At 75.3% G+C, this 21481-nt stretch carries 20 protein-coding genes; 14 read left to right on the top strand and 6 right to left on the bottom strand.

What is annotated here, in order from left to right; translation table 11 throughout:
- Positions 1–186 precede the first annotated feature (186 nt).
- The 4 genes from AB0L40_RS14970 to AB0L40_RS14955 form a co-directional block, all read right to left on the bottom strand.
- Entirely contained in the window at positions 187–1830 is a 1644-nt protein-coding gene (locus tag AB0L40_RS14970; RefSeq protein WP_364355786.1) for an amidohydrolase family protein, read from the bottom strand.
- A 7-nt stretch (positions 1831–1837) separates the two neighbouring features.
- The gene (locus AB0L40_RS14965; RefSeq protein WP_364355783.1) at positions 1838–3271 is read right to left on the bottom strand and encodes an FAD-binding oxidoreductase; all 1434 of its coding nucleotides are present in this window, start codon (positions 3269–3271) and stop codon (positions 1838–1840) included.
- A 150-nt stretch (positions 3272–3421) separates the two neighbouring features.
- Positions 3422–4588, bottom strand: coding sequence for a HAMP domain-containing sensor histidine kinase (locus AB0L40_RS14960; protein WP_364355780.1), 1167 nt, complete (start codon positions 4586–4588; stop codon positions 3422–3424).
- The gene (locus AB0L40_RS14955) at positions 4581–5291 is read right to left on the bottom strand and encodes a response regulator transcription factor (protein WP_364355777.1); all 711 of its coding nucleotides are present in this window, start codon (positions 5289–5291) and stop codon (positions 4581–4583) included. Before AB0L40_RS14955 ends, AB0L40_RS14960 begins: the two co-directional genes overlap by 8 nt.
- A 156-nt stretch (positions 5292–5447) precedes the next feature.
- On the opposite strand from AB0L40_RS14955, the gene AB0L40_RS14950 reads away from it, so the two are divergent.
- From AB0L40_RS14950 to AB0L40_RS14920, 7 genes are all read left to right on the top strand, one after another.
- Entirely contained in the window at positions 5448–6071 is a 624-nt protein-coding gene (locus tag AB0L40_RS14950) for a M15 family metallopeptidase (RefSeq protein ID WP_364355774.1), read from the top strand.
- 25 nt (positions 6072–6096) lie between these two features.
- On the top strand, positions 6097–6321 hold the full coding sequence (locus AB0L40_RS14945) for a DUF433 domain-containing protein (protein WP_364355771.1): 225 nt from the start codon (positions 6097–6099) through the stop codon (positions 6319–6321).
- Position 6322: 1 nt separating this feature from the next.
- Complete coding sequence (locus tag AB0L40_RS14940; RefSeq protein WP_364355769.1) at positions 6323–6652, top strand: DUF5615 family PIN-like protein; 330 nt, start codon at positions 6323–6325, stop codon at positions 6650–6652.
- A 137-nt stretch (positions 6653–6789) separates the two neighbouring features.
- The gene (locus AB0L40_RS14935) at positions 6790–7308 is read left to right on the top strand and encodes a hypothetical protein (protein ID WP_364355766.1); all 519 of its coding nucleotides are present in this window, start codon (positions 6790–6792) and stop codon (positions 7306–7308) included.
- Positions 7308–8405 carry a hypothetical protein gene (locus tag AB0L40_RS14930; RefSeq protein ID WP_364355763.1) on the top strand — a complete coding sequence of 366 codons (1098 nt, stop codon included), beginning with the start codon at positions 7308–7310 and terminating at the stop codon, positions 8403–8405. Before AB0L40_RS14935 ends, AB0L40_RS14930 begins: the two co-directional genes overlap by 1 nt.
- The gene (locus tag AB0L40_RS14925; protein WP_364355760.1) at positions 8402–9259 is read left to right on the top strand and encodes an ABC transporter ATP-binding protein; all 858 of its coding nucleotides are present in this window, start codon (positions 8402–8404) and stop codon (positions 9257–9259) included. The genes AB0L40_RS14930 and AB0L40_RS14925 overlap by 4 nt, the downstream gene beginning before the upstream one ends.
- Positions 9256–10479 (top strand): ABC transporter permease, encoded by a 1224-nt coding sequence (locus tag AB0L40_RS14920; RefSeq protein WP_364355757.1) that lies wholly within the window; start codon positions 9256–9258, stop codon positions 10477–10479. The genes AB0L40_RS14925 and AB0L40_RS14920 overlap by 4 nt, the downstream gene beginning before the upstream one ends.
- 147 nt (positions 10480–10626) lie before the next feature.
- Here AB0L40_RS14920 and AB0L40_RS14915 read toward each other — a convergent pair whose 3' ends face one another.
- Positions 10627–11235 (bottom strand): helix-turn-helix domain-containing protein, encoded by a 609-nt coding sequence (locus AB0L40_RS14915; protein WP_364355754.1) that lies wholly within the window; start codon positions 11233–11235, stop codon positions 10627–10629.
- Between the two features lie 174 nt (positions 11236–11409).
- Here AB0L40_RS14915 and AB0L40_RS14910 point away from each other — a divergent pair, with 174 nt between their 5' ends.
- Positions 11410–12123 (top strand): SDR family oxidoreductase, encoded by a 714-nt coding sequence (locus AB0L40_RS14910; protein WP_364355751.1) that lies wholly within the window; start codon positions 11410–11412, stop codon positions 12121–12123.
- Positions 12124–12210: 87 nt separating this feature from the next.
- Here the strand turns inward: AB0L40_RS14910 and AB0L40_RS14905 are convergent, their stop codons facing one another.
- The gene (locus AB0L40_RS14905) at positions 12211–12714 is read right to left on the bottom strand and encodes a hypothetical protein (protein WP_364355748.1); all 504 of its coding nucleotides are present in this window, start codon (positions 12712–12714) and stop codon (positions 12211–12213) included.
- 105 nt (positions 12715–12819) lie between these two features.
- Here AB0L40_RS14905 and AB0L40_RS14900 point away from each other — a divergent pair, with 105 nt between their 5' ends.
- From AB0L40_RS14900 to AB0L40_RS14875, 6 genes are all read left to right on the top strand, one after another.
- A complete protein-coding gene (locus tag AB0L40_RS14900) occupies positions 12820–14586 on the top strand; it encodes a PucR family transcriptional regulator (RefSeq protein ID WP_364355745.1) in 1767 nt (588 codons plus the stop codon).
- 30 nt (positions 14587–14616) lie between these two features.
- Positions 14617–15540: an LLM class F420-dependent oxidoreductase gene (locus AB0L40_RS14895; protein WP_364355742.1), complete on the top strand. Its 924-nt coding sequence runs from the start codon at positions 14617–14619 to the stop codon at positions 15538–15540.
- 91 nt (positions 15541–15631) lie between these two features.
- A complete protein-coding gene (locus AB0L40_RS14890) occupies positions 15632–16915 on the top strand; it encodes a PAS domain-containing protein (RefSeq protein WP_364355739.1) in 1284 nt (427 codons plus the stop codon).
- Positions 16916–17072: 157 nt separating this feature from the next.
- On the top strand, positions 17073–18509 hold the full coding sequence (locus tag AB0L40_RS14885) for an aminotransferase class III-fold pyridoxal phosphate-dependent enzyme (RefSeq protein WP_364355736.1): 1437 nt from the start codon (positions 17073–17075) through the stop codon (positions 18507–18509).
- Between the two features lie 67 nt (positions 18510–18576).
- The gene (gene ald, locus AB0L40_RS14880; RefSeq protein ID WP_364355733.1) at positions 18577–19701 is read left to right on the top strand and encodes an alanine dehydrogenase; all 1125 of its coding nucleotides are present in this window, start codon (positions 18577–18579) and stop codon (positions 19699–19701) included.
- A gap of 225 nt (positions 19702–19926) precedes the next feature.
- A complete protein-coding gene (locus AB0L40_RS14875; protein ID WP_364355730.1) occupies positions 19927–21366 on the top strand; it encodes a gamma-aminobutyraldehyde dehydrogenase in 1440 nt (479 codons plus the stop codon).
- Positions 21367–21481: the final 115 nt, after the last annotated feature.

The following is a 21481-nucleotide window of genomic DNA, read 5'->3' as shown; positions in this document are numbered from 1 at the left end:
CGGCGCCGACGGTGCGACGGGCAGGACGTCGGAGGCTTGCCGGAGCAGGGCGACAGAGCGTCGCGTGGGGATCGGCGGGGTGGGGACGGAGAGTCGCGTGGGCAGGCGATGCCGTGACTGCAGGCTCCGCCCCGCGCGTGTCGCGGCGCGGACCGGGCCGGGTCCGGGCCGGGTCCGGGCACCGGGTCACGTCGCCCGGTGCACGACCTCGCCGTCGACCACCGTCAGCACCACCGGCAGCGCCGGCAGATCCGCAGCCGGCGTCTCCACCGGGTCGTCCGCGAGGACCGTCAGGTCGGCGTCGAAGCCCACCCGGATCCTGCCGCGGCGGTGGTCCTCGCCGACCGCGCGCGCCGCGTTCAGGGTGTAGCCGACCAGCGCCTGCAGACCGGTGATCGCCTGGTCGTCGTACGGGGCGCGGGAGGGGTCCTGTGGCGCGCGGCGCATCCGGGCGCTCGCCATCCCCTCGCGCGGGTCGAGCCGGGCGACGGGCCAGTCCGACCCGAGGGCGACGAGCGCGCCCGACTCCCAGAGGTCGCGCGTGAGGAAGGCCCGGTCGCAGCGGTCGTCGCCCAGGCGTCGTGACCAGTTGTCGGAGCGGTCGGGGGCCAGGTCCATCATGTGCTGCGTCTGCATCGACGCGGTGACGCCCTCGGCGGCGAAGCGCGGCAGGTCCTCGGGCTGGATCGTCTCGACGTGCTCGACGCGGTGCTGGACGCGCGGCGCCGTGGGGCCCGCGTCGAGGGACGGGTGCGCCGGGACCCCGACGGCACCGGTGCCCCGGTAGGCGTCCAGCGCCTCGCGGACGGCCCGGTCGCCGCAGGCGTGGGTGACGCACTGGAAGCCGTGGCCGGCGAAGAACGCCACCGCCTCGCGGTAGCGGGCGGGGTCGGGCCAGAACGGCAGGGTCCCGTCGCCGTTCACGTCCGGCTCGACGAGCCAGCCGGTGCCGGCGTCGATCACGCCGTCGATGAAGAACTTCGCGACGCCGCCCCGCCAGCGGCGGCCGTGGTCGCCGTGGTGCCCGGCGAGCTCGGCCCAGCGCTCGCGCGGGGTCTCGGGCGTGATCCAGAACGGCGCGACGATCCGGGTGACGAGGTCGCCGGCCGCCTCGAGGCGGGCCAGGGCGGCGTGCTTGTCGAGGTCGCCGTCCATCGCGTGGGTGCCGGTCAGCCCGAGCGCCGCGAAGCGCCGCAGCTGGGCGGCGTAGAGGGCGTCGCGGTCGGCGTCGGTGAGCGTCGGCATCGCGTCGCGGACGAGGTCCATCGCCGCCCACTCGCGCAGCTCCCCGGTGGGCGCGCCGCCCGCGTCGACGACGACCTCGGACTGCTCGGCGAAGCCGCGGGGTCCGGTGACGGCCGCGATCTCCAGCGCGCGGGGCGTGACGACCGCCGTGTGCAGGTCGTCGGAGAGCAGGAACGCCGGCGCGCCCCCGACGGCGTCGGCGACCAGCGCGCCGCGGCGGCCGGCGCCGCCGAACGCGTCGTAGCCGAGCCCGAACGCCATCACCCACGCCCCGGGTGCGGTCCGGGCGGCCTCCGCCGCGAGCCGGCGGCGGACCTCCTCGAGCGTGCCCGCCCCGGTCAGGTCGGCACCCCGCGCGTCGATCGCGCCCTTCAGCGGATGGGTGTGGCTGTCGACCAGGCCGGGGACGACCGCGGCGCCGTCGAGGTCCATCGTCTCGGTCGCCGGGCCCGCCAGCGCCCGCACGTCGGCGTCGTCCCCGACCGCCACGATCCGGCCGCCGGCGATCCCGACGGCGGAGCCGCGCGGCCGGTCGTCGTCGAGCGTCCGGACGCGCGCGTTCAGGAGGGCGAGGTCGAGGGACATGCGGGCCTCAGCTGTCGAAGCCCAGCCCGAGCCGGTCCAGGGTGCGCAGCCAGCGGCCGCGCTTCCCCGTCCGGTCCTCGGCCGCCAGGCGGTTGCGGGTGATGGCGATGCCGACCGCGCGCAGCGGCTCGGGCGGGAACGGCGTGGGCTTCTCACGGACGTAGCGCAGGCGCGTCGCCTCGGTGTCGCGACCGTCGAGCAGGTCGAGCGCGACGCGGGCGCCGAAGCGGGTCGCCGCGACGCCGAGGCCCGTGTAGCCGGCCGCGTAGGTCACCCGCCCGCCGTGGGTCTGCCCGAAGAAGACCGAGAAGCGCGAGCAGGTGTCGATCGCGCCGCCCCAGCGGTGGCTGAAGCGCACGCCGTCGAGCTGCGGGAACGCGGTGAAGAACTGCTGCGAGAGCCGCGCGAAGACCTCGTCGGACTCGTCCCACTCCGGGCCGACCGGGCCGCCGAAGCGGTAGACCGCGTCGTAGCCGCCCCAGAGGATCCGATCGTCGGCGGTCAGGCGGAAGTAGTGGAACTGGTTCTGGTCGTCGCCCATCCCCTGCCGGCCCGCCCAGCCGATCGACGCGCGCTGCTCGGGCGTCAGCGGCTCGGTCATCAGGACGTAGTCGTAGACCGGCACGACGTAGCGGCGGATCTCGCGCACCAGCGGCCGGAAGGCGTTGGTGCCCAGGACGACGCCGCGGGCGTGGACGCGGCCCTGCGGGCAGACCGCGTCGATGCCGTCCGGGGTCTCGCGCAGTTCGGCGACGGCGGTGTGCTCGTGGACCCGGACACCGGCCGCGAGCACCGCGGCGCGCAGGCCGAGGGCGAGCTTGCCGGGGTGCACGAGGGACGCCCCGGTGCGGTCCCAGAGCGCGCCGTGGACGACCGGTGAGTTCAGGTGCTCCCGGGCGGCGTCGCGGTCGAGGACGACGACGTCGTGGCCGTGGGCGCGCAGCAGCTCGGCGTCCTCCGCGGGCCAGTCGGCGCGGTCGGGGTCCAGGACGACGTCGAGCTCGCCGGTGTGCTCGAGCTCGCAGTCGATGCCGTGGTGCTCGAGGTCGGCGCAGAGGTCCGCGTGGTTCTGCAGTCCCAGCCGCTCGAGGGTCGCGAGCTCGTCGGCGAAGCGCGCCGCGCCGTTGTGCAGGCCGTGGGTCAGGGACGCGACGCAGAAGCCGCCGTTGCGGCCGCTGCCGCCGAAGCCGCACGTCTCGCCCTCCAGCAGGACGACGTCGCGCGCGGGGTCGTCGCGCTTGGCGTGCAGCGCCGCCCACAGCCCGGTGAAGCCGCCGCCGACGATGCAGAGATCCGTTGTCGCCTCGCCGACGAGCGCCGGCGCGGGGTCCGGCCGGGTCACGCCGCCCAGGTCCTCGTCGAGCCAGAACGACCGCGGACGGGCGTCCGCGTAGGCCGCGCGGTGGGCGGCGGTCGGCTCGGTGCGCGGCCACGGGGTCACGCGCCCACCGTAGACGGCGGCAGGCCCGCCGGCGGCCGGTCGGGGCAGCCTGCGACAGGGCGTCGCGGCGATGCCGTTGGGGGTGACGGCGTGTCGCGGGCCGGATGCGACGCAGCGCCGAACGAGCGGCGGAGCGCGGGTCCCGGCGCCTCATCCGCCGGCGGTCGGCGGCGCCGCGGGCAGCCACACCACGACGCGGAGCCCTCCCCCGGTGCGCGGCGTGAGGGTGAGCGTTCCGTCGTGGGCCTCGGTGATCCGCTCGACGATCGCGAGACCCAGGCCGACGCCCGCGTGCTCGGAGCGCAGCCGGCCGCTGCCGCGCAGGAACGGCTCGGCGAGCGTCGACGCCATCTGCGACGTGAGCGGCTCGCCGGTGTTCTCGACCGTCAGCACCACGCCGTCGGGCTGCGCGCCGGTGGTGACCCACACGGCGCCTCCGTCGGCCGTGTTGTGGACGATCGCGTTGTGCACCAGGTTCGTGCACAGCTGCAGCAGGAGCGAGTACGAGCCGACCGTGGGGGTCACGTCACCGGACGTCTCGATCGTGACGCCGCGCTGCTCCGCGAGCGGCAGCAGCGTCTCGGTGGCCTCCTCCGCGATCAGGGACAGGTCGACGTGCTCCCGGGCGAAGGACCGCTGGTCGGCGCGACTCAGCAGGAGCAGCGCCTCGGTCAGGTCGATCGCCCGGGTGTTGACGGCGTGGAGGCGGTCGACGAGCTCGCCGTTGTCGCGGTCCGGGTCCTTGCGGGCCACGTCGAGCAGGGTCTGCGTGACCGCCAGCGGCGTGCGCAGCTCGTGGGAGGCGTTGGCGGCGAACCGCTGCTGCTCGGCGACGTGCGCCTCGAGCCGCGCGAGCATGGTGTCGAAGGCGTCGGAGAGCTCGCGGAACTCGTCGTTGCGACCGGGGAGCCGGATCCGGTGGGAGAGCGAGCCGCTCGCTGCCAGGCGCGTGGCGTCCCCGATGCGGGTCAGCGGGGCGAGCATCCGGCCGGCGAGGATCCACCCGCCGACGAGCCCGAAGAGCAGCAGGAACGCCAGCATCGCGGCGGCCTTCGGCGCGAACGCGTCCACGAGGTCCTGGCGGTCGGGCCCCGGGGGGAGTCGTGGCCGCTCGCCCAGCAGCAGTCCGCCCCGCGGGTTGCGGACGGTGTCCGGAGGATCGGGGACGTACCGCAGCAGGAACACCCAGACGACCGCGAGCAGCAGGACGCCGGCGACCATCAGGAACCCGGCGTAGCTGAGCGTGAGCTTCAGGCGGGCGCTCGGCCCCTGGGCCCGCTCCGTCGTGCGCTCCCGCGCGTCCGGCGGCCTAGCCATCGTGCGCGCCCGCGCCGGGCCCACCGGCCGGCCCGCGGCCGACGGGCGTGTCGATGCGGTAGCCCACGCCGGTCACGGTGGCGATGATCCCGGGCTCGCCGAGCCGCTTGCGCAGTGCGGAGACGGTGATCCGCACCGCGTTGGTGAAGGGGTCGGCGTGCTCGTCCCACGCGCGCACCAGCAGCTCCTCGGCGCTGACGACGCCGCCCTCGGCGGCGAGCAGCACCTCGAGCACGGCGAACTGCTTCCGGGTCAGCGCGACGTAGCGGCCGTCGCGGAAGACCTCGCGGCGGAACGGATCCAGCCGCAGACCCGCGAGCTCCCGCACCGGCGGCCGGTTGTGGGCGCGCCGACGGTCCAGCGCGCGCAGGCGGAGCACGAGCTCCCGGAGCTCGAACGGCTTCGTCAGGTAGTCGTCGGCGCCGAGCCCGAACCCGGAGGCCTTGTCGTCGAGCCGGTCGGCGGCGGTGAGCATCAGGATCGGCATGCCGCTGCCGGAGGCGACGATCCGCTGGGCGATCTCGTCCCCGGTGGGCCCGGGGACGTCGCGGTCCAGGACGGCGATGTCGTAGTCGTTGACGCTCAGGAGCGCCAGCGCGGCGTCGCCGTCGGCGGCGGTGTCGGCGGCGATCGCTTCCAGGCGCAGCCCGTCGCGGATCGCGTCGGCCAAGTAGGGCTCGTCCTCGACGATCAGCACCCGCATCGGTCCGATGCTACGAGCACGGGTGTGTCGTCGGCGTATCGAGAACTCATACGTGCTGACAACGGCCCGCCGCGTTGACTGGCCGGCATGGGCTCCGGCGCACCCGCACGAACGACCCTCCGTCGCACCCCGGTCCGCCGGGGGCGGGTCGCCGCCGTGCTCGTCGTCGTGGTGGCGATCGTCGCGAGCCTCGGCGGCCGGCTGCAGGCGCTCTCGCACTCGATGGCCGACTCGTCGATGGGGTCCTCGTTCTCGGCGCTCGTCGACGATGGTCGCCCCGAGCACTACGAGTCCGCGCCGCCCGAATCCTTCGGAGGAGGTGCCCTCGGCGAGGCGGACGGCGCCGTCCCCGACGGCACGACAGTGTTCGACGACGACGTCCCGGGCGTCGCCAACCTCGATCCGGCGCTCCTCGATGCCCTGCGCCGGGCGGCGTCGAGTGCCGCGACCGACGGACTGGAGCTCGTCGTCGACAGCGCCTGGCGCTCCCCGGCCTATCAGGAGCACCTGCTGCGCGACGCGGTGGCGAAGTACGCCTCGACGGCCGAGGCGGCTCGCTGGGTGGCCACGGCCGACACGTCCGCGCACGTGTCGGGGGAGGCCGTCGACATCGGGCCGCCCCGCGCGGCGGCGTGGCTGTCGGCGCACGGCGCCCGCTTCGGCCTATGCCAGATCTACGGCAACGAGCCCTGGCACTACGAGCTGCGCCCCGACGCCGCCGACCGGGGTTGCCCGCAGACGTACGCCGACCCGACGCACGACCCGCGGATGCAGCGGTGAGTCCACGGGCGGCTATCCTCGACGCATGTCTCGTCTGGTGCGCATCACGGTCGACACCGCTGTGGCGCACGGCCGTCCGGTGGTGCGCGGCACGCGCATGCGCGTGTCCGACGTGCTGTCGTTGCTCGCGGCCGGCGCGTCCGAGGCGGAGATCCTCGAGGACTACCCGTACCTGACGAGGGACGACATCGGCGCGTGTCTGGAGTACGCCGCGGCACAGGCCGATCACGCGATCCTGGCCGCGTCGTAGGGTGCGTTTCCTCGTCGACGCGCAGCTGCCGCCCGCGTTGGCACGCCTCCTCACGTCGCGGGGGCATCACGCCGAGCACGTCACCGACATCGACCGCGGCGGCGCTCCGGACCGCGAGCTCTGGGACTACGCCCTACGCCACGACGCGGTGCTCATCACGAAGGACGAGGATTTCTCCGACATGGTGCTGTTCCGGGATCCGGCGCCGGTCGTCGTGTGGGTCAGGGTCGGGAACACGCGTCGCCGCGCGCTGCTCGAGTGGTTCGACCCCTTGGTCGACCAGATCGTCGAGATGGTCGACGCCGGGCACCGTCTCATCGAGCTGCGCTGACCCGGCGCCGCGGAATCCGCGGCATGTCGTCGGCGTATCGAGAACCGCATACGTGCTGACAACGGCCCGCCGCGTTGACTGGCGGCATGACGTCCAGCGCAACAGCACCTAGCACCGTCCGCCGGCGACTCCCACTCGTGGCGGCTCTTGCTACGGCCGCGCTGCTCGCCACCGGCTGCTCGAGCGACCCGGCGAGGACCGACACCGCCCCCGGCAGCCGCGGCGGCGGGACCCAGGACGCCGCCCGCGCGAAGGGCCTGCAGTTCGCGGCGTGCATGCGCGACCACGGCGTCGGCGCGTTCCCGGACCCCGACGCCTCGGGCGAGATGACCGTCGACGGGATCCTCAACGGCTCGACGCTGGACGCGAGCAGCCCGGCGTGGAAGCAGGCGATCGCCGCGTGCAAGGACCTGCAGCCTCCGGGGTTCACGGGCCGCAAGCGGGACGGCAAGCAGCAGGAGGCGGCCCTCGCGTTCGCCCGCTGCATGCGCGAGAACGGCGTGAGGGACTTCCCGGATCCCGTCGAGGACGGGCCCCTGATCGACACGAACCGCATCCCGTCCGCCGCGGGGAGGGGCGCCCTCGAGATCCCGGGGTTCCGGGCCGCGCAGGACGCGTGCCGCGAGCCCGCCACGCGCGCGCTGGAGGGCCAGTGATGCGCAGGACGCGGCTGCTCGCCGGAGCGGTCGTCCTGGTCGCCGCGATCGCCACCGGCGGCGTGGTCGTCGCGTCCGGGTCGGGCGACGCGACCGTCGCCGCGCAGGACGCGCCGGCGAGCACCGCGAAGGTGACGGAGGGCCCCCTGTCGGACGTGGTCGCCCTCGACGGGACGCTGACCTACCGGGCGCGGACGGACGGCGCGCCGTACGCCGTGATCGACCGGGCCGGCGGCACGTACACCGCGCTGCCCGACGTCGGTGACCGGGTCGCCTGCGGCGAGGTCCTCTACCGGGTGGACGACGACCCGGTGCTGCTGCTGTGCGGCACGATCCCCGCCTACCGCGACCTGCACGCCGGCGACGAGGGCCGCGACGTCCGGCAGCTCAACCGCAACCTGCACCGGCTCGGCTACGACCGGGCCGCCGGGGTGCGGATCGATCCCGACGACGACCACCTCACGTGGCGGACCACGGCGGCGCTCCGGCGGCTCCACCGCGCGAAGGGCGTCGGCGGGGCCGGCGCGCTCGCGGCGCACGACGTGGTGGTCCTGCCGCGGTCGGTGCGGATCGCGACGGTGACCGCCCCGCTCGGGGGACTCGCCCGGCCCGGGACCCGGGTCGCGCAGGCCACGTCGGACACGCTCGAGGTGCAGGTCGCCCTCGCCGGGTCGCAGCAGGGCACCGTGCAGCCGGGCGACCGCGCGCAGGTCACGCTGCCCGGCAACCGCCCCGTGGCGGGCCGGGTCGACCGGATCGGCCGCGTCGCCCGGACCGCCGGCAAGGACGACGCGGCCGCCGGGGACGCGACGATCCCGGTCGTCGTCCGGCTCGACGACCCCGCGAAGGCCCGCGGGCTCGACGCCGCGCCGGTCCACGTGGAGATCACGACCGACGGCGTGGAGAACGCCCTGAGCGTCCCGGTCACCGCGCTCGTCGGGAAGGCCGGCGGCGGCTTCGCGGTCGAGGCCGTCCGGGGCGGCGGGCGCCGCTCGCTCGTCGCCGTGCGGCTCGGCCTGTTCGACGGCGCGGGCGGGCGGGTCGCGGTGCAGGGCGACCTCGCCGCGGGCGACGACGTCGTGGTGCCGACGCCATGACCGGCGGACGCCACCTGGAGCTCGCCGCCGCGGGCGACACCGTCCTCGAGCTCGATGCCGTGACGAAGGCCTACGGCGAGGAGCCGGCGGGCGGGGCGCGGGTCGACGCCCTGAGAGGCGTGTCCTTCGCGGTCCGGCGGGGCGAGCTGGTGGCCATCGTCGGCCCCTCCGGATCGGGCAAGTCCACGCTGCTGCACGTGATGGGGACGCTGGAGCTGCCCACGGGCGGCGTCGTCCGGATCGACGGCGTCGATCCGGCGGGGCTGGACGACCGCGAGCTGTCGCGGCTGCGTGCCCGGTCGATCGGGTTCGTCTTCCAGCAGTTCTTCCTCTCCGAGCACGCCACGGTGCGCGAGAACGTCGCCGACGGCCTGCTCTACGCCGGCGTCCCCACGGCCGAGCGGTACCGGCGCGCCGACGAGGCGCTCGGGCGGGTCGGCCTCGCCGATCGCGCGACGTTCAAGCCCACGAAGATCTCGGGCGGGCAGCGGCAGCGGGTGGCGATCGCGCGGGCCTTGGTCGGGCGGCCGGCGATCGTGCTCGCAGACGAGCCGACCGGGAACCTCGACAGCACCACCGGCGCCGCGATCATGGAGCTCCTCCGTGAGCTGCACGCCGCCGGCACGACCATCGTCATGATCACGCACGACGAGGGCCTCGCCGGGCAGCTGCCGCGCCGGATCCGGATGCTGGACGGCCGGGTGGTGGGCGACGACCGCCGTGATCGCGACGTCGGCGCGACGCCCGCGGACAGTGCGGGGGACCGCGACGTCCTCGCGGCACCCGACGACGGCACGACGGACCACAGCGTCCTCGTGGTGCCCGACGACGGCGCGAGCGAGGGGGACCGATGACCGGCCAGGGCGGTCGGCTGTCGCTGCAGGACGGGCTCCGGGTGGCGAGCATCGGGCTGCGGGCCCGGCCGCTGCGCGCCGCGCTCTCGGCGCTCGGGATCGCCATCGGCACGGCGGCGATCGTGGGGATCCTCGGGCTCTCCTCGTCCTCGCAGGCGGGGCTGCTGGCGCAGATCGACCGGCTGGGCACGAACCTGCTGACCGTCGAGGCGGGCCAGCGTCTCACGGGCGGCGAGGCGACCCTGCCGCTCGAGGCGCCCGCGCGGATCACGCACCTGGCCGACGTCGACCTGGCGGCGCACACGGGCCTGCTGAAGGACGCGAAGGTCTACCGCAACCGGCTGATCCCCGAGGCCGAGTCCGGCGGCCTGCAGGTGCGGGCCACCAGCCTGAACCTGCCGTCCGTGCTCACCACCGGCGTCGCCCGCGGCCGCTGGCTCAACGCGGGCACGGCCCGCGTCCCGGTCGCGGTGCTCGGGGCGACCGCGGCGCTGCGGCTGGGCATCGACCGCGTCCAGCCCGACCAGCGGATCTGGCTCGGCGGGCGATGGTTCAACGTCGCGGGCGTCCTGGAGCCGTCGCCACTGGCGCCCGACATCGACAGCAGCGCGCTGATCGGCTACCCGGCCGCCCAGCGGTACCTCGGCTACGCCGGCGTCGCCCGCGGCGAGCGGCAGCCCGGCCCGCCGAGCACGATCTACGTGCGCACCGCCACCGGCCGGGAGGCCGCGGTGCAGGCGCTGCTCGCGCCGACCGCCAACCCCGACGCGCCGAACGAGGTGACCGTCAGCCAGCCGTCCGACGCGCTCACCGCGCGCGCCGCCGCCGCGGGCGCGTTCGACAGCCTCTTCCTCGGGCTCGGCGTCGTGGCGCTGATCGTGGGCGCCGTCGGCGTCGCCAACATCATGGTCATCTCGGTGCTGGAGCGCCGATCGGAGATCGGCCTCCGCCGCGCGCTCGGGGCGACGAAGGGCCAGATCCGGACGCAGTTCCTCGGCGAGTCGATCCTGCTCGCGGTCATCGGCGGCGTGGTCGGCGTGCTGGCCGGCGCGGCGGCGACGGCCGCGTACGCCGGCGCGAAGGGCTGGGCGATCGTGGTCCCGGTCGAGGCGTGGACAGGCGGCATCGCGTCGGCCGTCCTGATCGGCGCGCTCGCCGGCCTGCTGCCCGCCGTTCGCGCGTCCCGGATGCCGCCGACGGTGGCGTTGCGGACGGCGTGATCGACGGTCGCCCGGAGGCCGCGTGGGTTCGCTGCTCGCCGCGGCGGATGCCGACCGCCGCGGCGGTCGCCGTCGACCGCGGCCGGCGCTGACCGACCACGGCCAACGCCGACCGACCACGGCGGGCCCTGACCGACCGCGGCCGGCTCAGCCGCGCACGGCGGCCAGGCACGCGTCGTACAGGTCCATGATGTCGCCCGCGCCGTCGTCGGCGACCCACGTCATCGACGCGACGTCCAGGCACGTGAACGCCGTGGCGATCACCGCGCGGGCCCGCGGCGTCGTGCTGCCGGCCGCAGCGTCCAGGCGCGGCTCGACGAGCGGGAGCAGGTCCTCCTGGAACCCCAGCCGCTTCTCGAGCCAGCCGGCACGCAGCGAGGCGGTGCTGTGCAGGAGGCGGAACCGCTCCCGGGCCTGCTCGTGGCTGTCGTGCAGGGCCAGGACGGCGGCCACCCCGGCGCGCAGGACGTCCCAGACGTCCGCGTCGGCGGGCTGGCCGCCGATCGTGTCCGTGAGGACCTGCCGGAACCGGTCCTGGTCGCCGCCGAGGAGGTCCTCCTTGGTTCCGAAGTAGCGGAAGAGCGTGCGCTGTGAGACGCCGGCCTCACGGGCGATCTGGGCGATCGTCGTCTCGTCGTAGCCCTGCTCGGTGAACAGGCGCAGGGCCGTCTCGAGGATCTCCCGTGAGGCCAGCTGCCGCGTCCGGTGCCACAGCGTGGACGGGGCGCCCGTCCCGGTCGCGGCGTGCTGCTCCATGGCCCCAGGGTAGCCCAGCGCTGCCACCGTGGCATGAACTCGTTACTTGGCAGTCGCTGCCAATCTGACGTACGCTGCCATGAGCGGTCGTTGCAGCGTCACCCGGTTGCCCTGCGGACCGGGCCCGCGCACCGACCGCCCCGCACCCCTCGTGACGACCCGAAGGAACGCACCGTGCCCGCACCCACAGCCCTGATCACCGGTGGAACCAGTGGCATCGGCAAGGCGACCGCGGAGCTGCTCCACGCCCGCGGCCACCGCGTCATGGTCACCGGCAGGGACCACGTCGCCGACGCCGGGCTCCCCGACGACGTCGCGATCGTCCGGGCCGACGCACGGTCCCTGCCGGACATCGACCGCGCGATGGACCAGGCGCGCCGACAGCTCGGCGGGCTCGACCTACTCTTCCTCAACGCGGGCATCTCCCGCCCCGGCCCGATCGAGTCCACCGACGAGGACGCCTTCGATGCCCTGTTCGACGTCAACGTCAAGGGCAGCTTCTTCACCCTGCAGAAGGCGCTCCCGCTCCTCAACGAGGGGGCCTCGGTCGTGCTCACCGTCGGCGCCGGCGAAGGACTCGGATCCGCCATGACCGCCGCCAAGGGCGCCCTGCTGCCCCTCATGCGGTCCCTCGCGCACGAGCTCGCCCCGCGCCGCATCCGCGTCAACGCCGTCAGCCCGGGAATGATCGACACGCCCGCCTACGGCAAGCTGGGCATCTCCCGGGAGACGATCGAGGCCTGGGGCCGGGACGTCCCCCTCGGTCGCGTCGGCGCTGCCGCCGACATCGCCGAGGCCGTGGCGTTCCTCGCCTCGGACGCCGCGAGCTACATCACCGGCGACAACCTCACGGTCTCCGGCGGCGTGGGCGTTCGCGCCGGTGCCTGACGCAGAGCTCGTCACCCGGCGCCGGCGCGATCCGGGTGACGAGGCCTCGCGCGGCGCCCGACGCGGGATCGACGGCCTCGCGGCCGATCACACCCCGACGCGCCCGACCGGCAGCACGCGGTCCAGGAACGTCACCTGGTCCGCCGCGATCGCCCGCCACGCGTCGGTGTGGAACGGCTCGAAGTGGTCGACGTCGTAGCGGTGCAGCTCGCCGCGGGGCGCACGCTCGGCCAGCTTCCGGACCGCCGGCGCGGCGACCGTGATGTCGCGGTCGCCCAGGCCGACCCAGAGCGGCGTCGGGATCGACGACGCTTTGCGGTGCGGGCGGTGCAGCGCGATGGCCAGGAAGACGCCCGGGCTGTCCGCGCGCTGCTCGGCCTCGCGGAAGCGTTGGCGCGGCTCGCCGCCGGAGTCGCCGAGGTGCCGGTGGTCGAAGACGAGGACCAGGTGGCCGGCGTCCCGCAGCGCCCGGGCGTACGGGAGCAGCCCCTCGTGGCGGTCATCGAGAACCCGTGGGCCATCAGGACGCAGCTGCGCGGCGGGACGTCCTCCGGCCCCCCGGATCCACGCCGCCGTGGGTCCGGCGCACACGGGCCGGGAGCGGGACGTCGTACACCTCGCCCCGATCGCCGGCGGAGCCGGTGACGGGACGCCGTACGCTCCCGGACGGCGCACCGGCGAGCCGACACTCTGTCCATGCCCCGGGAGCATCCGTTGGACGATCCGACGTTGCTACGCGCCCGCCGAGCGGCCATGATCGCGGACGTGCCGCTCGTGGATCCCCCCGTCTCCTCCGTGCGCCCGTCCGCGATCTCGAGCGCGCCGCCGGCGCCGCCGGCCTTCAAGCCCCTGGCCGCGCCGATGCCGAAGATCACGGTCGCGGACGCGCTCGCGCTGCCCGTCCTGCGCCGCGGGCTGCCCGACGTCGTCTCCGGCGCGGAGCACCTCGACCGGCCGATCCGCTGGGTCCACGCGGGCGAGGTCTCGTACATGGCGTCGCAGCTGCGCGGCGGCGAGCTGCTGCTGACGACGGGGATGGGGATCGGCCGCAAGGCCGTCGACCAGCGGCGCTTCGTGGCGGGCCTCGCCGAGCTCGGCCTCGCCGCCCTGGTGATCGAGCTCGGCCCGACCTTCACCGAGCTCCCGACGCCGCTCGTGCAGGCCGCGCGCCAGCACGAGCTCGTCCTCGTCGCCCTCACGCGCGAGGTCCCGTTCATCACGGTGACCGAGGCGATCCACACCGAGATCGTCAACGCCCAGTACGCGCTGTTGCGGCGCGGCGACGACGTCCAGCAGCGCCTGACGCAGCTGCTGCTCGACGGCCAGGGCATCCCGGAGGTCCTGCGCGCGACGGCCGAGATCATCGGCAACCCGGTCTTCCTCGAGGACGGCGACGGGCGCCTGCTCTACCACGCCGGGTCCACGGTCGACGGGGTCGACGCGCTGGACGCGTGGAAGGCGTCGAGCCGCCCGTCGGGCCGCGCGCCGTGGCGCGCGGGCCTCGCCGAGCCCGTCCCGCTCAGCGGCCACGGCCCGGACGGCCGCCTGCTCGTCCTGCCGGTGACGGGCCCGCTCGACGAGATCGCCGGCGTCGCCCTGCAGCGCGCGGCGGGGATCGTCGCGCTCGCGCTCCTGCGCGCCCGGCAGGAGGAGGAGCTGATCGCCCGCGAGCGCGGCAACTTCCTCGTCGACCTCTCCGAGGGCCGCACGACCGCCGCGCACGCGGAGCGGCAGGCGGGGTCGATCGGCTTCCGCAGCGCGACCGGTCAGCTGCTCCCCCTGGCGGCCGAGACGGCGGCCCCCGCCGGCGGCGCGTCCTGGAGCCTCGTCCTGCGCGACATGACCGCGGAGCTCGAGGCGCACGGACTGGCCGTGCTCGCCGGGCAGCAGGAGCGCCCCGGCCAGCTGCTCGCGCTGATCGGCCTGCGGGACCCGGCCGGCCGCGCCGGCGTGGCGGACACCGCCGCCCGCGCCCTGCGCACCGCCGTCGAGCGCCGCCTGGGCGCCGGGGCCACCCGGATCGCCGTCGGCGACCCGACGCCGTGGCGCGACGCCGGCCCGGCCCTGCGCCTGGCCGCCGAGACCGCCGCGTCCGCCGTCGCGCTGCCCCCCGAGGACTGGCACGACGTGCGCGCCCTGGAGCTCCAGCGGCTGCTCTGGCGCTGGCGCGACGACCGCGAGCTGCGCGCGTTCGTGCGCCGCCGCCTCGGGCCGGTCCTCGAGCACGACCGCCGCCGCAAGCACCAGCTGCTGCCGACGCTCGAGGCGCTGTGCGCCGGCGGCTGGCGCAAGGCCGAGGCGGCCCGCGCGCTGCACCTCAACCGGCAGGCGCTCTACAACCGCCTGGCCCGCATCGAGGAGCTGCTCGACGTCGACCTCGCCGACCCCGAGCAGACGCTGACGCTGCACCTGGCGCTGCGCGCGTTGCCCCATGTGCAGGGGCCGGACCACGCGCCCCTCTAGCGTCCGGTCCTCCGTCGCCGAGGAGGACCCATGAGCACCATCGAGCAGCCCGCCCCCACCGCCCAGCACGTCGACCTCGGGCGGGTCGGCCTGTGGTCCGGGGCGCTGACCGGCCTGGACCTCACCCGCCTCGGCGAGGTCGCGCGCGAGATCGAGGAGCTCGGCTACGGCACGCTCTGGTGGGGCGAGGCCCCGGGCGCCCGCGAGACCCTGACCCAGGCGCTCGTCCTGCTCGGCCAGACCGAGCGCCTCGTGGTGGCGACGGGCATCGCGAACCTCTACTTCCGCGACGCGTCGGCGACCCTCGCCGGCGCCGCGACGATCGGCGCGCTGCACCCGGGCCGCTTCGCCCTCGGGCTCGGCGTCAGCCACGCCCCGCTGGTCGAGGGGATGATGGGCAAGGACTACGGCAAGCCGCTGAAGACGATGCGGGCGTACCTCGACGCCATGGACGCCACGCGCCTGGGGTCCCCCGAGGGCCGCGAGGCCGCGCCGCCGGTCCTGCTCGCCGCGCTCGGTCCGAAGATGCTGGAGCTCGCCCGCGACCGCACGCAGGGCGCCCACCCCTACCTCGTGACCCCGGAGCACACGCGCCAGGCGCGCGAGATCCTCGGCCCCGACCGCCTGCTCGCCGTCGAGCAGGGCGTCGTCCTGACGACGGAGCGCGAGGTCGGTCTGCGGCGCGGCCGCAAGCACCTCGAGCTGTACAAGACGCTGCCGAACTACGTCAACAACTGGCTGCGGCTCGGCTTCACCGAGGAGGAGACCCAGGGCGACCTGAGCGACCGCCTGGTCGAGGCGCTGGTGGCGTGGGGCGACGAGGAGGCCATCGCCGCCCGCGTCGCCGAGCACCACGACGCCGGGGCCGACCACGTCTGCCTGCAGGTCCTGGGCGACCGCGGCGGCTCGCTCGAGCTCGACGACGTCCGGCGCCTGGCGTCGATCCTCGGCTGAGGACGACCCGCCGCACCACCCCGTCGCGCTGCGGTAGCGTCGGGGCCGTAGGGCAGTCCCCTGCACGAGCCACCGTCCCCCGGGTGCCGAGTTGACCGAAGGACCGATCGAGAGCGGCCGCGGCGAGCGCCGGCGGGCCGGCAGCGCCCCCGAGTTGCTGTCCGTGCTGTCCGCGGGCCTCACCCGCGACGACGTCGAGGTCGTGTTGCGCCCAGTCTCCGGTCCGACCCACGCCGCGACCCTGACCGCGGCGATCGAGCGGATCGGCGGCGTCGCCGGCACGAGCGTCTCGGCGCTCGCCGCTGGCGAGCTGCGCATCGTCGTGCGCGTCGCGCGGCCGGTCAGCCTCGGCTCGGAGCTCCGCCGCGTCCTGCACCGCCGGCTGCGCACGTGCGCCGTGATGGACGGTCGCTTCCACGTCCAGCTCGACTCCGCCACGGTGCCGGCGGAGCCCGCGGCGCCCGAGAGCGCGGCGACGCCGGGAGAGAACGGAGGGACGCCGGACGAGAGCCCGGCGGACCACACGATGGACACCGTCCCGGGCCCGCTGGCCCAGGTCGCCCGTCCGGCCGGCGTCCGCCCGGCCGCGGCGCCGCGGCCGGCCGCCCAGGACCCGGACGCCCCCGCCGCCGACGTCATGGTCGGCGCGCTGCGGTCGATGACCGACGTCTCGATGCTCGTCTTCGACGCGGACCTGCGCTTCCGCGGCGCCACGGGCACGGCGCACGAGCAGCACGGCTACACGCCCGACCAGCTCGTCGGACGGTCCGCCCCGGAGGCCCTGACCCCGCGCGACTGGCACCGCTTCCAGGACGCGTACCGCGCGGCGGTCGCCGGACGGACCACCGTCCTGGAGTTCCGCGGCGCCGACGAGACGGTCTACGAGTACACCTGCAGCCCGGTCCTCCACCGCGGGGCGGTCGTCGGCGGCATGGTCGTCACGCGCGACGTCACCGCGCTGCGCCGCGACCAGCTGCTGCTGTCGGAGCTCCAGGAGGTCTTCGAGCTGACCTTCGACCACTCCCCGATCTGCCAGGCGCTGCTGTCGCCCGACGGCCGCTGGCTGCGGGTCAACCGCGCGCTCGGCGAGCTGCTGGGCCGGGCCGAGCCGGCGCTCGTCGGCCGCGAGGCGCACGAGGTCACGCACCCCGAGGACCGTCGCGTCGAGCAGGAGCTCGTGGGCGACCTCGTCGCGGGCCGGCGCGACCGCTACGCGCTCCAGAAGCGCCTCGTCCGCGCCGACGGCTCCGCCGTCCCGGTGCACGTGCGGATGTCCGCGGTGCGCTCCCCCGCCGGGGGCTTGCGCGGCCTGATCGCGCAGATCCTCGACGACGAGGTCCTCACGCGCGCGCCGGCGCCGCGCGCCGTCCGCTGACCGCGGCACCGGACCGCGGTCCGGTGCGAGCCCGCGCGACAGAGCGTCCGGCGCCACCGGGGGAGTCTCGACGGGCTGCTCCATGACCCGGGAGGGCCTCGGGGTCACGCTTGGTGACACGACGTCCCCGCGCACCCCGTCACCAGGAGCCCCGCCGATGGCGACCCCCAGCACCACACCACAGGCGACCAGCCACGACGAGCTGCAGCGCGCGGCCCGCGAGCACCTGCTGCTGCACTTCACCAAGCAGGCCGCGGCCTACGGGACGGCGCCGCCCGCCGCCGACGCGGCCCCCCGCGACGAGCTCCTCGTCCTGGATCGCGGCGAGGGCCCCTACGTCTTCGACACGACCGGCAAGCGGCACATCGACGCGCTGTCGAGCCTCTACTGCTCGCAGATCGGCTACAGCTACGGCGAGGAGTTCTCCGCCGCGATCGGGCAGCAGCTCGCGACGCTCCCGTTCAACACGAACTGGAACACCGCGCACCCGGCGTCGATCCGGCTGGCCGAGGCGCTCGCGCAGCGCGCGCCGGGCGACCTGGACCACGTGTTCTTCACCAACGGCGGCTCCGAGGCCGTCGAGTCGATGTGGAAGATCGCACTGGAGTACTTCCGCTCCGTCGGCCAGCCGGACCGCCGCAAGGCGATCGCCCGCAAGGACGCGTACCACGGGGTCACGCTCGGAGCCCTCTCGTTCACGGGCGTCCCGGGCTACAAGGACGGCTTCGGCACGCCGCCGATCGACGTCACGCACGTCGCCAACACCAACGCGTTCCGCGACCCCGACGGCGACGACGAGGCCGCGTTCTGCGCCCGCCTGCTGCAGGAGGTCCGCGACGCGATCGCGGCCGCCGGCGCCGACGAGGTCGCCGTCCTGATCGCCGAGCCCGTCCAGAACGCCGGCGGCTGCATCGTGCCGCCCACCGGCTACTGGAAGGGCCTGCGGGAGATCTGCGACGAGCACGGCATCCTGCTGGTCGCCGACGCCGTCATCTGCGGCTTCGGCCGGATGGGCAACTGGCTCGGGATCGAGCACGAGGACGTCGTCCCCGACATGGTCACGACGGCCAAGGGCATCACGTCCGCGTACGTCCCCGGCGGCGCGGTCTTCGTGTCCGACCGGATCGCCCAGGGCCTCTTCGACCCGTCGCTGGTGCTGCGCCACGGCATCACGTTCGGCGGGCACCCCGTGATGGCCGCCGCGGCGTTGAAGAACATCGAGATCTTCGAGCGCGACGGCGTGCTCGAGAACGTCCGCGCGCTCGAGCCGCACCTGCAGGCCGCGATGGAGTCGCTGCTGGACCTGCCGATCGTCGGCGACGTCCGCGGCAAGGGCTTCTTCTGGGCGGTCGAGCTCGTCAAGGACGCCGAGAACACCCGCTTCGACCAGGCCGAGCGCGACGACCTGCTGCGCGGCTTCCTCCCCCACGCGATGCGCGAGGCCGGGATCGTCGCCCGCGCCGACGACCGCGGCGACTCCGTGCTGCAGATCGCGCCGCCGCTGATCAGCGACGCGGCGCTGCTGGACGAGATCGTCGCGACCCTGCGCACCGTGCTCTCCGCCGCCGGCGAGCACATGGGGCTGGCGTCGTGACCGCCCCGGCCTCCACCCTCCCGGCCCGCGCGGCCGGCCCGTCCGTCCACCACCCCCTGGAGTCCTGATGCGCGTCGGCGTCGTCACCGAGATCAAGCCCGCCGAGCGGCGCGTCGCCCTGACGCCCGCCGGCGCGCACGAGCTGGCCGAGGCCGGGCACGAGGTGCTCGTCCAGGGCGGGGCGGGGCTCGGGTCGGGCTTCTCCGACCAGGCCTACGTCGGCGCCGGCGCGCAGATCGTCGACGGCGCCGCAGACGTCTGGGCGGACGCGGAGCTGCTGTTGAAGGTGAAGGAGCCGATCGCGTCGGAGTACGCGTCGCTGAACCCGGACGCCACGCTCTTCACGTACCTGCACCTCGCGGCCGACCCGGCGCTGACCGACGCGCTGGTCGCGTCCGGCACCACCGCCATCGCGTACGAGACGGTGACCGGACCTGGCGGTAAGGGCCTCCCGCTCCTGGCCCCGATGTCCGAGGTCGCCGGTCGCCTGGCCGCGCAGGCCGGCGCGTACTTCCTGCAGGACCCGTTCGGCGGTCGCGGCGTGCTGATCGGCGGCGTCCCCGGCGTCGCGCCGGCCCGCGTGGTCGTGATCGGCGGCGGCGTCGTGGGCACCAACGCGGCGCGGGTCGCGGTCGGGATGGGTGCGGAGGTCACGATCCTCGAGCGCTCGATCGCGCGCCTGACCGAGCTGGAGCTGCTGTTCGACGGGCGTGCCCGCGTCCTGATGAGCGACCCGCTGACGCTCCGCGAGGAGGTCGCGAACGCCGACGTCGTGATCGGGGCGGTCCTCGTCGCCGGCGCGGCCGCGCCGAAGCTGATCACCCGCGAGATGCTGGGCTCGATGCGCCCGAAGGCCGTCATCGTCGACGTCGCCATCGACCAGGGCGGCTGCGCCGAGACGTCGACCCCGACCACGCACGGCGACCCGACCTACGTCGTCGACGGCGTCCTGCACTACTGCGTCGCCAACATGCCCGGCGGCGTCCCCAACACCTCGACCCGCGCGCTGACCAACGCCACGCTGCCGTACGTCCGGGCGCTCGCGAACCTCGGCGTCGAGGCCGCGCTGACCGCCGACCCCGGCCTGCGCTCCGGCGTCAACGTCCAAGGCGGGAAGATCCTCGTCCCGGCCGTGCAGGAGGCGCTCGACGCCAGCCGCACCGACGGCGACCCCGGCCGCCTCGCGGCCTGATCGCGACCGGCCACGGTCAGGACGGAGCGGCGCGGTGACCTTCCCGGGGACGGTCGCCGGCGTTCGCCCCGGTCGCGCCAGCCCGCCCGCCGAGGCCCGTTCGGACGCCGGACGCCCCACACCGCCGTCCCCCACCGACCCGGGCGACCCGTCATCGAGGTTCGGAACCAATCTCCCCGCCGGAGCCTCTGAGGTTCCGCCGCCCCGCACCACCGAGGAGCACACATGAGCGCCACCGAGCAGCTGCAGGTCCGGTCCTTCATCGACGGCGAGCTCGTCGACGCCGCCGACGGCCGCACGATGCCGATCGTCGACCCCGCCACGGGCCAGGAGATCGGCGTCGCCGCCGACGCCGGCCAGGAGGACGTCGACCGCGCCGTCGCCGCCGCCGTCCGCGCGTTCCCCGCCTGGTCGACGGCCACGCCGCAGGAGCGCTCGCTGGCCCTGCTGAAGATCGCCGACGTCGTCGAGGCGCACGCCGAGGAGCTCGCCTCGCTCGAGTCCCGCGACGCCGGCAAGCCGCTGTCCGCGGTGCTCGAGGACGAGATCCCGCCGATCGCCGACTGCTTCCGCTACTTCGCGGGCGCCGCCCGCAACCTCGAGGGCGCCGCGTCGGCGACCTACGTCGAGGACACCGTGTCGTGGATCCGCCGCGAGCCGATCGGCGTCGTCGGCCAGATCGCGCCGTGGAACTACCCGCTGATGATGGCGTCGTGGAAGCTCGGCCCGGCACTGGCCGCGGGCTGCACGACCGTGCTGAAGCCGGCCCCGTCGACCCCGGCGTCGACCGTCCGCCTGGCCGAGCTCGTCGCTGACATCCTGCCCCCGGGCGTGCTCAACGTCGTGGTCGGGGGCAACGCCGCGGGTCAGGCGATCGTCGAGCACCCGGACATCGCGCTCGTCTCGATCACCGGCTCGGTGGAGACCGGCCGCTGGATCGCCGAGCACGCGGGCAAGCAGCTCAAGCGCACGCACCTGGAGCTCGGCGGCAAGGCGCCGGTCGTGGTCTTCGACGACGTCGACATCGAAGCCGCGATCGAGGGCATCGCCGGCTTCGGCTACTACAACGCCGGCCAGGACTGCACCGCGTCGACCCGCGTGATCGCCGCCCCGGGGATCTACGACGACCTCGTCGCGGGCCTGGCGAACGAGGCCAAGGGCCTCGTGATGGGCGACATGACGGCAGCCGACACGACGCTCGGCCCGGTCAACAACCCGGGCCAGCTCGAGCGCGTCACCGGCTTCTTCGACCGGCTGCCGTCGCACGCCGAGGTCGTGACCGGCGGCCGCCGCGCCGACCGGCCGGGTTTCTTCGTCGAGCCCACCGTCATCGCGGGCGTCCGGCAGGACGACGAGGTCGTCCAGCGCGAGATCTTCGGCCCCGCCGTCACCGTCCAGCGCTTCACCGACGAGGCCGAGGCGATCGCCTGGGCCAACGGCACCGCCTACGGGCTCTCGTCGTCGGTCTGGACCCGCGACATCGGCCGCGCCCTTCGCGCGTCCGCCGCCCTGAGGTTCGGCTGCGTCTGGATCAACACGCACGGCCTGCTCGCCAACGAGATGCCCCACGGCGGCGTCAAGGACTCCGGCCACGGCAAGGACCTCTCGAAGTACGCGCTCGAGGACTACCAGTACGTCAAGCACGTGATGGCCTCGACGGACTGACCGCGCGGGGCGGGGGGGGGCGCCCCCCCCCGCCCGCCCCCCCGGGGCCCCCCCCCCCCCCCCCCCGGGCCCCCCCCCCCCCCCCCCCCCCCCCCCCCCCCCCCGCCGCCGCCCC

This window comes from Patulibacter sp. NPDC049589, from assembly GCF_040675535.1.
Taxonomy (GTDB): domain Bacteria; phylum Actinomycetota; class Thermoleophilia; order Solirubrobacterales; family Solirubrobacteraceae; genus Patulibacter.
This window is presented reverse-complemented; position numbering and strand designations above follow the sequence as displayed.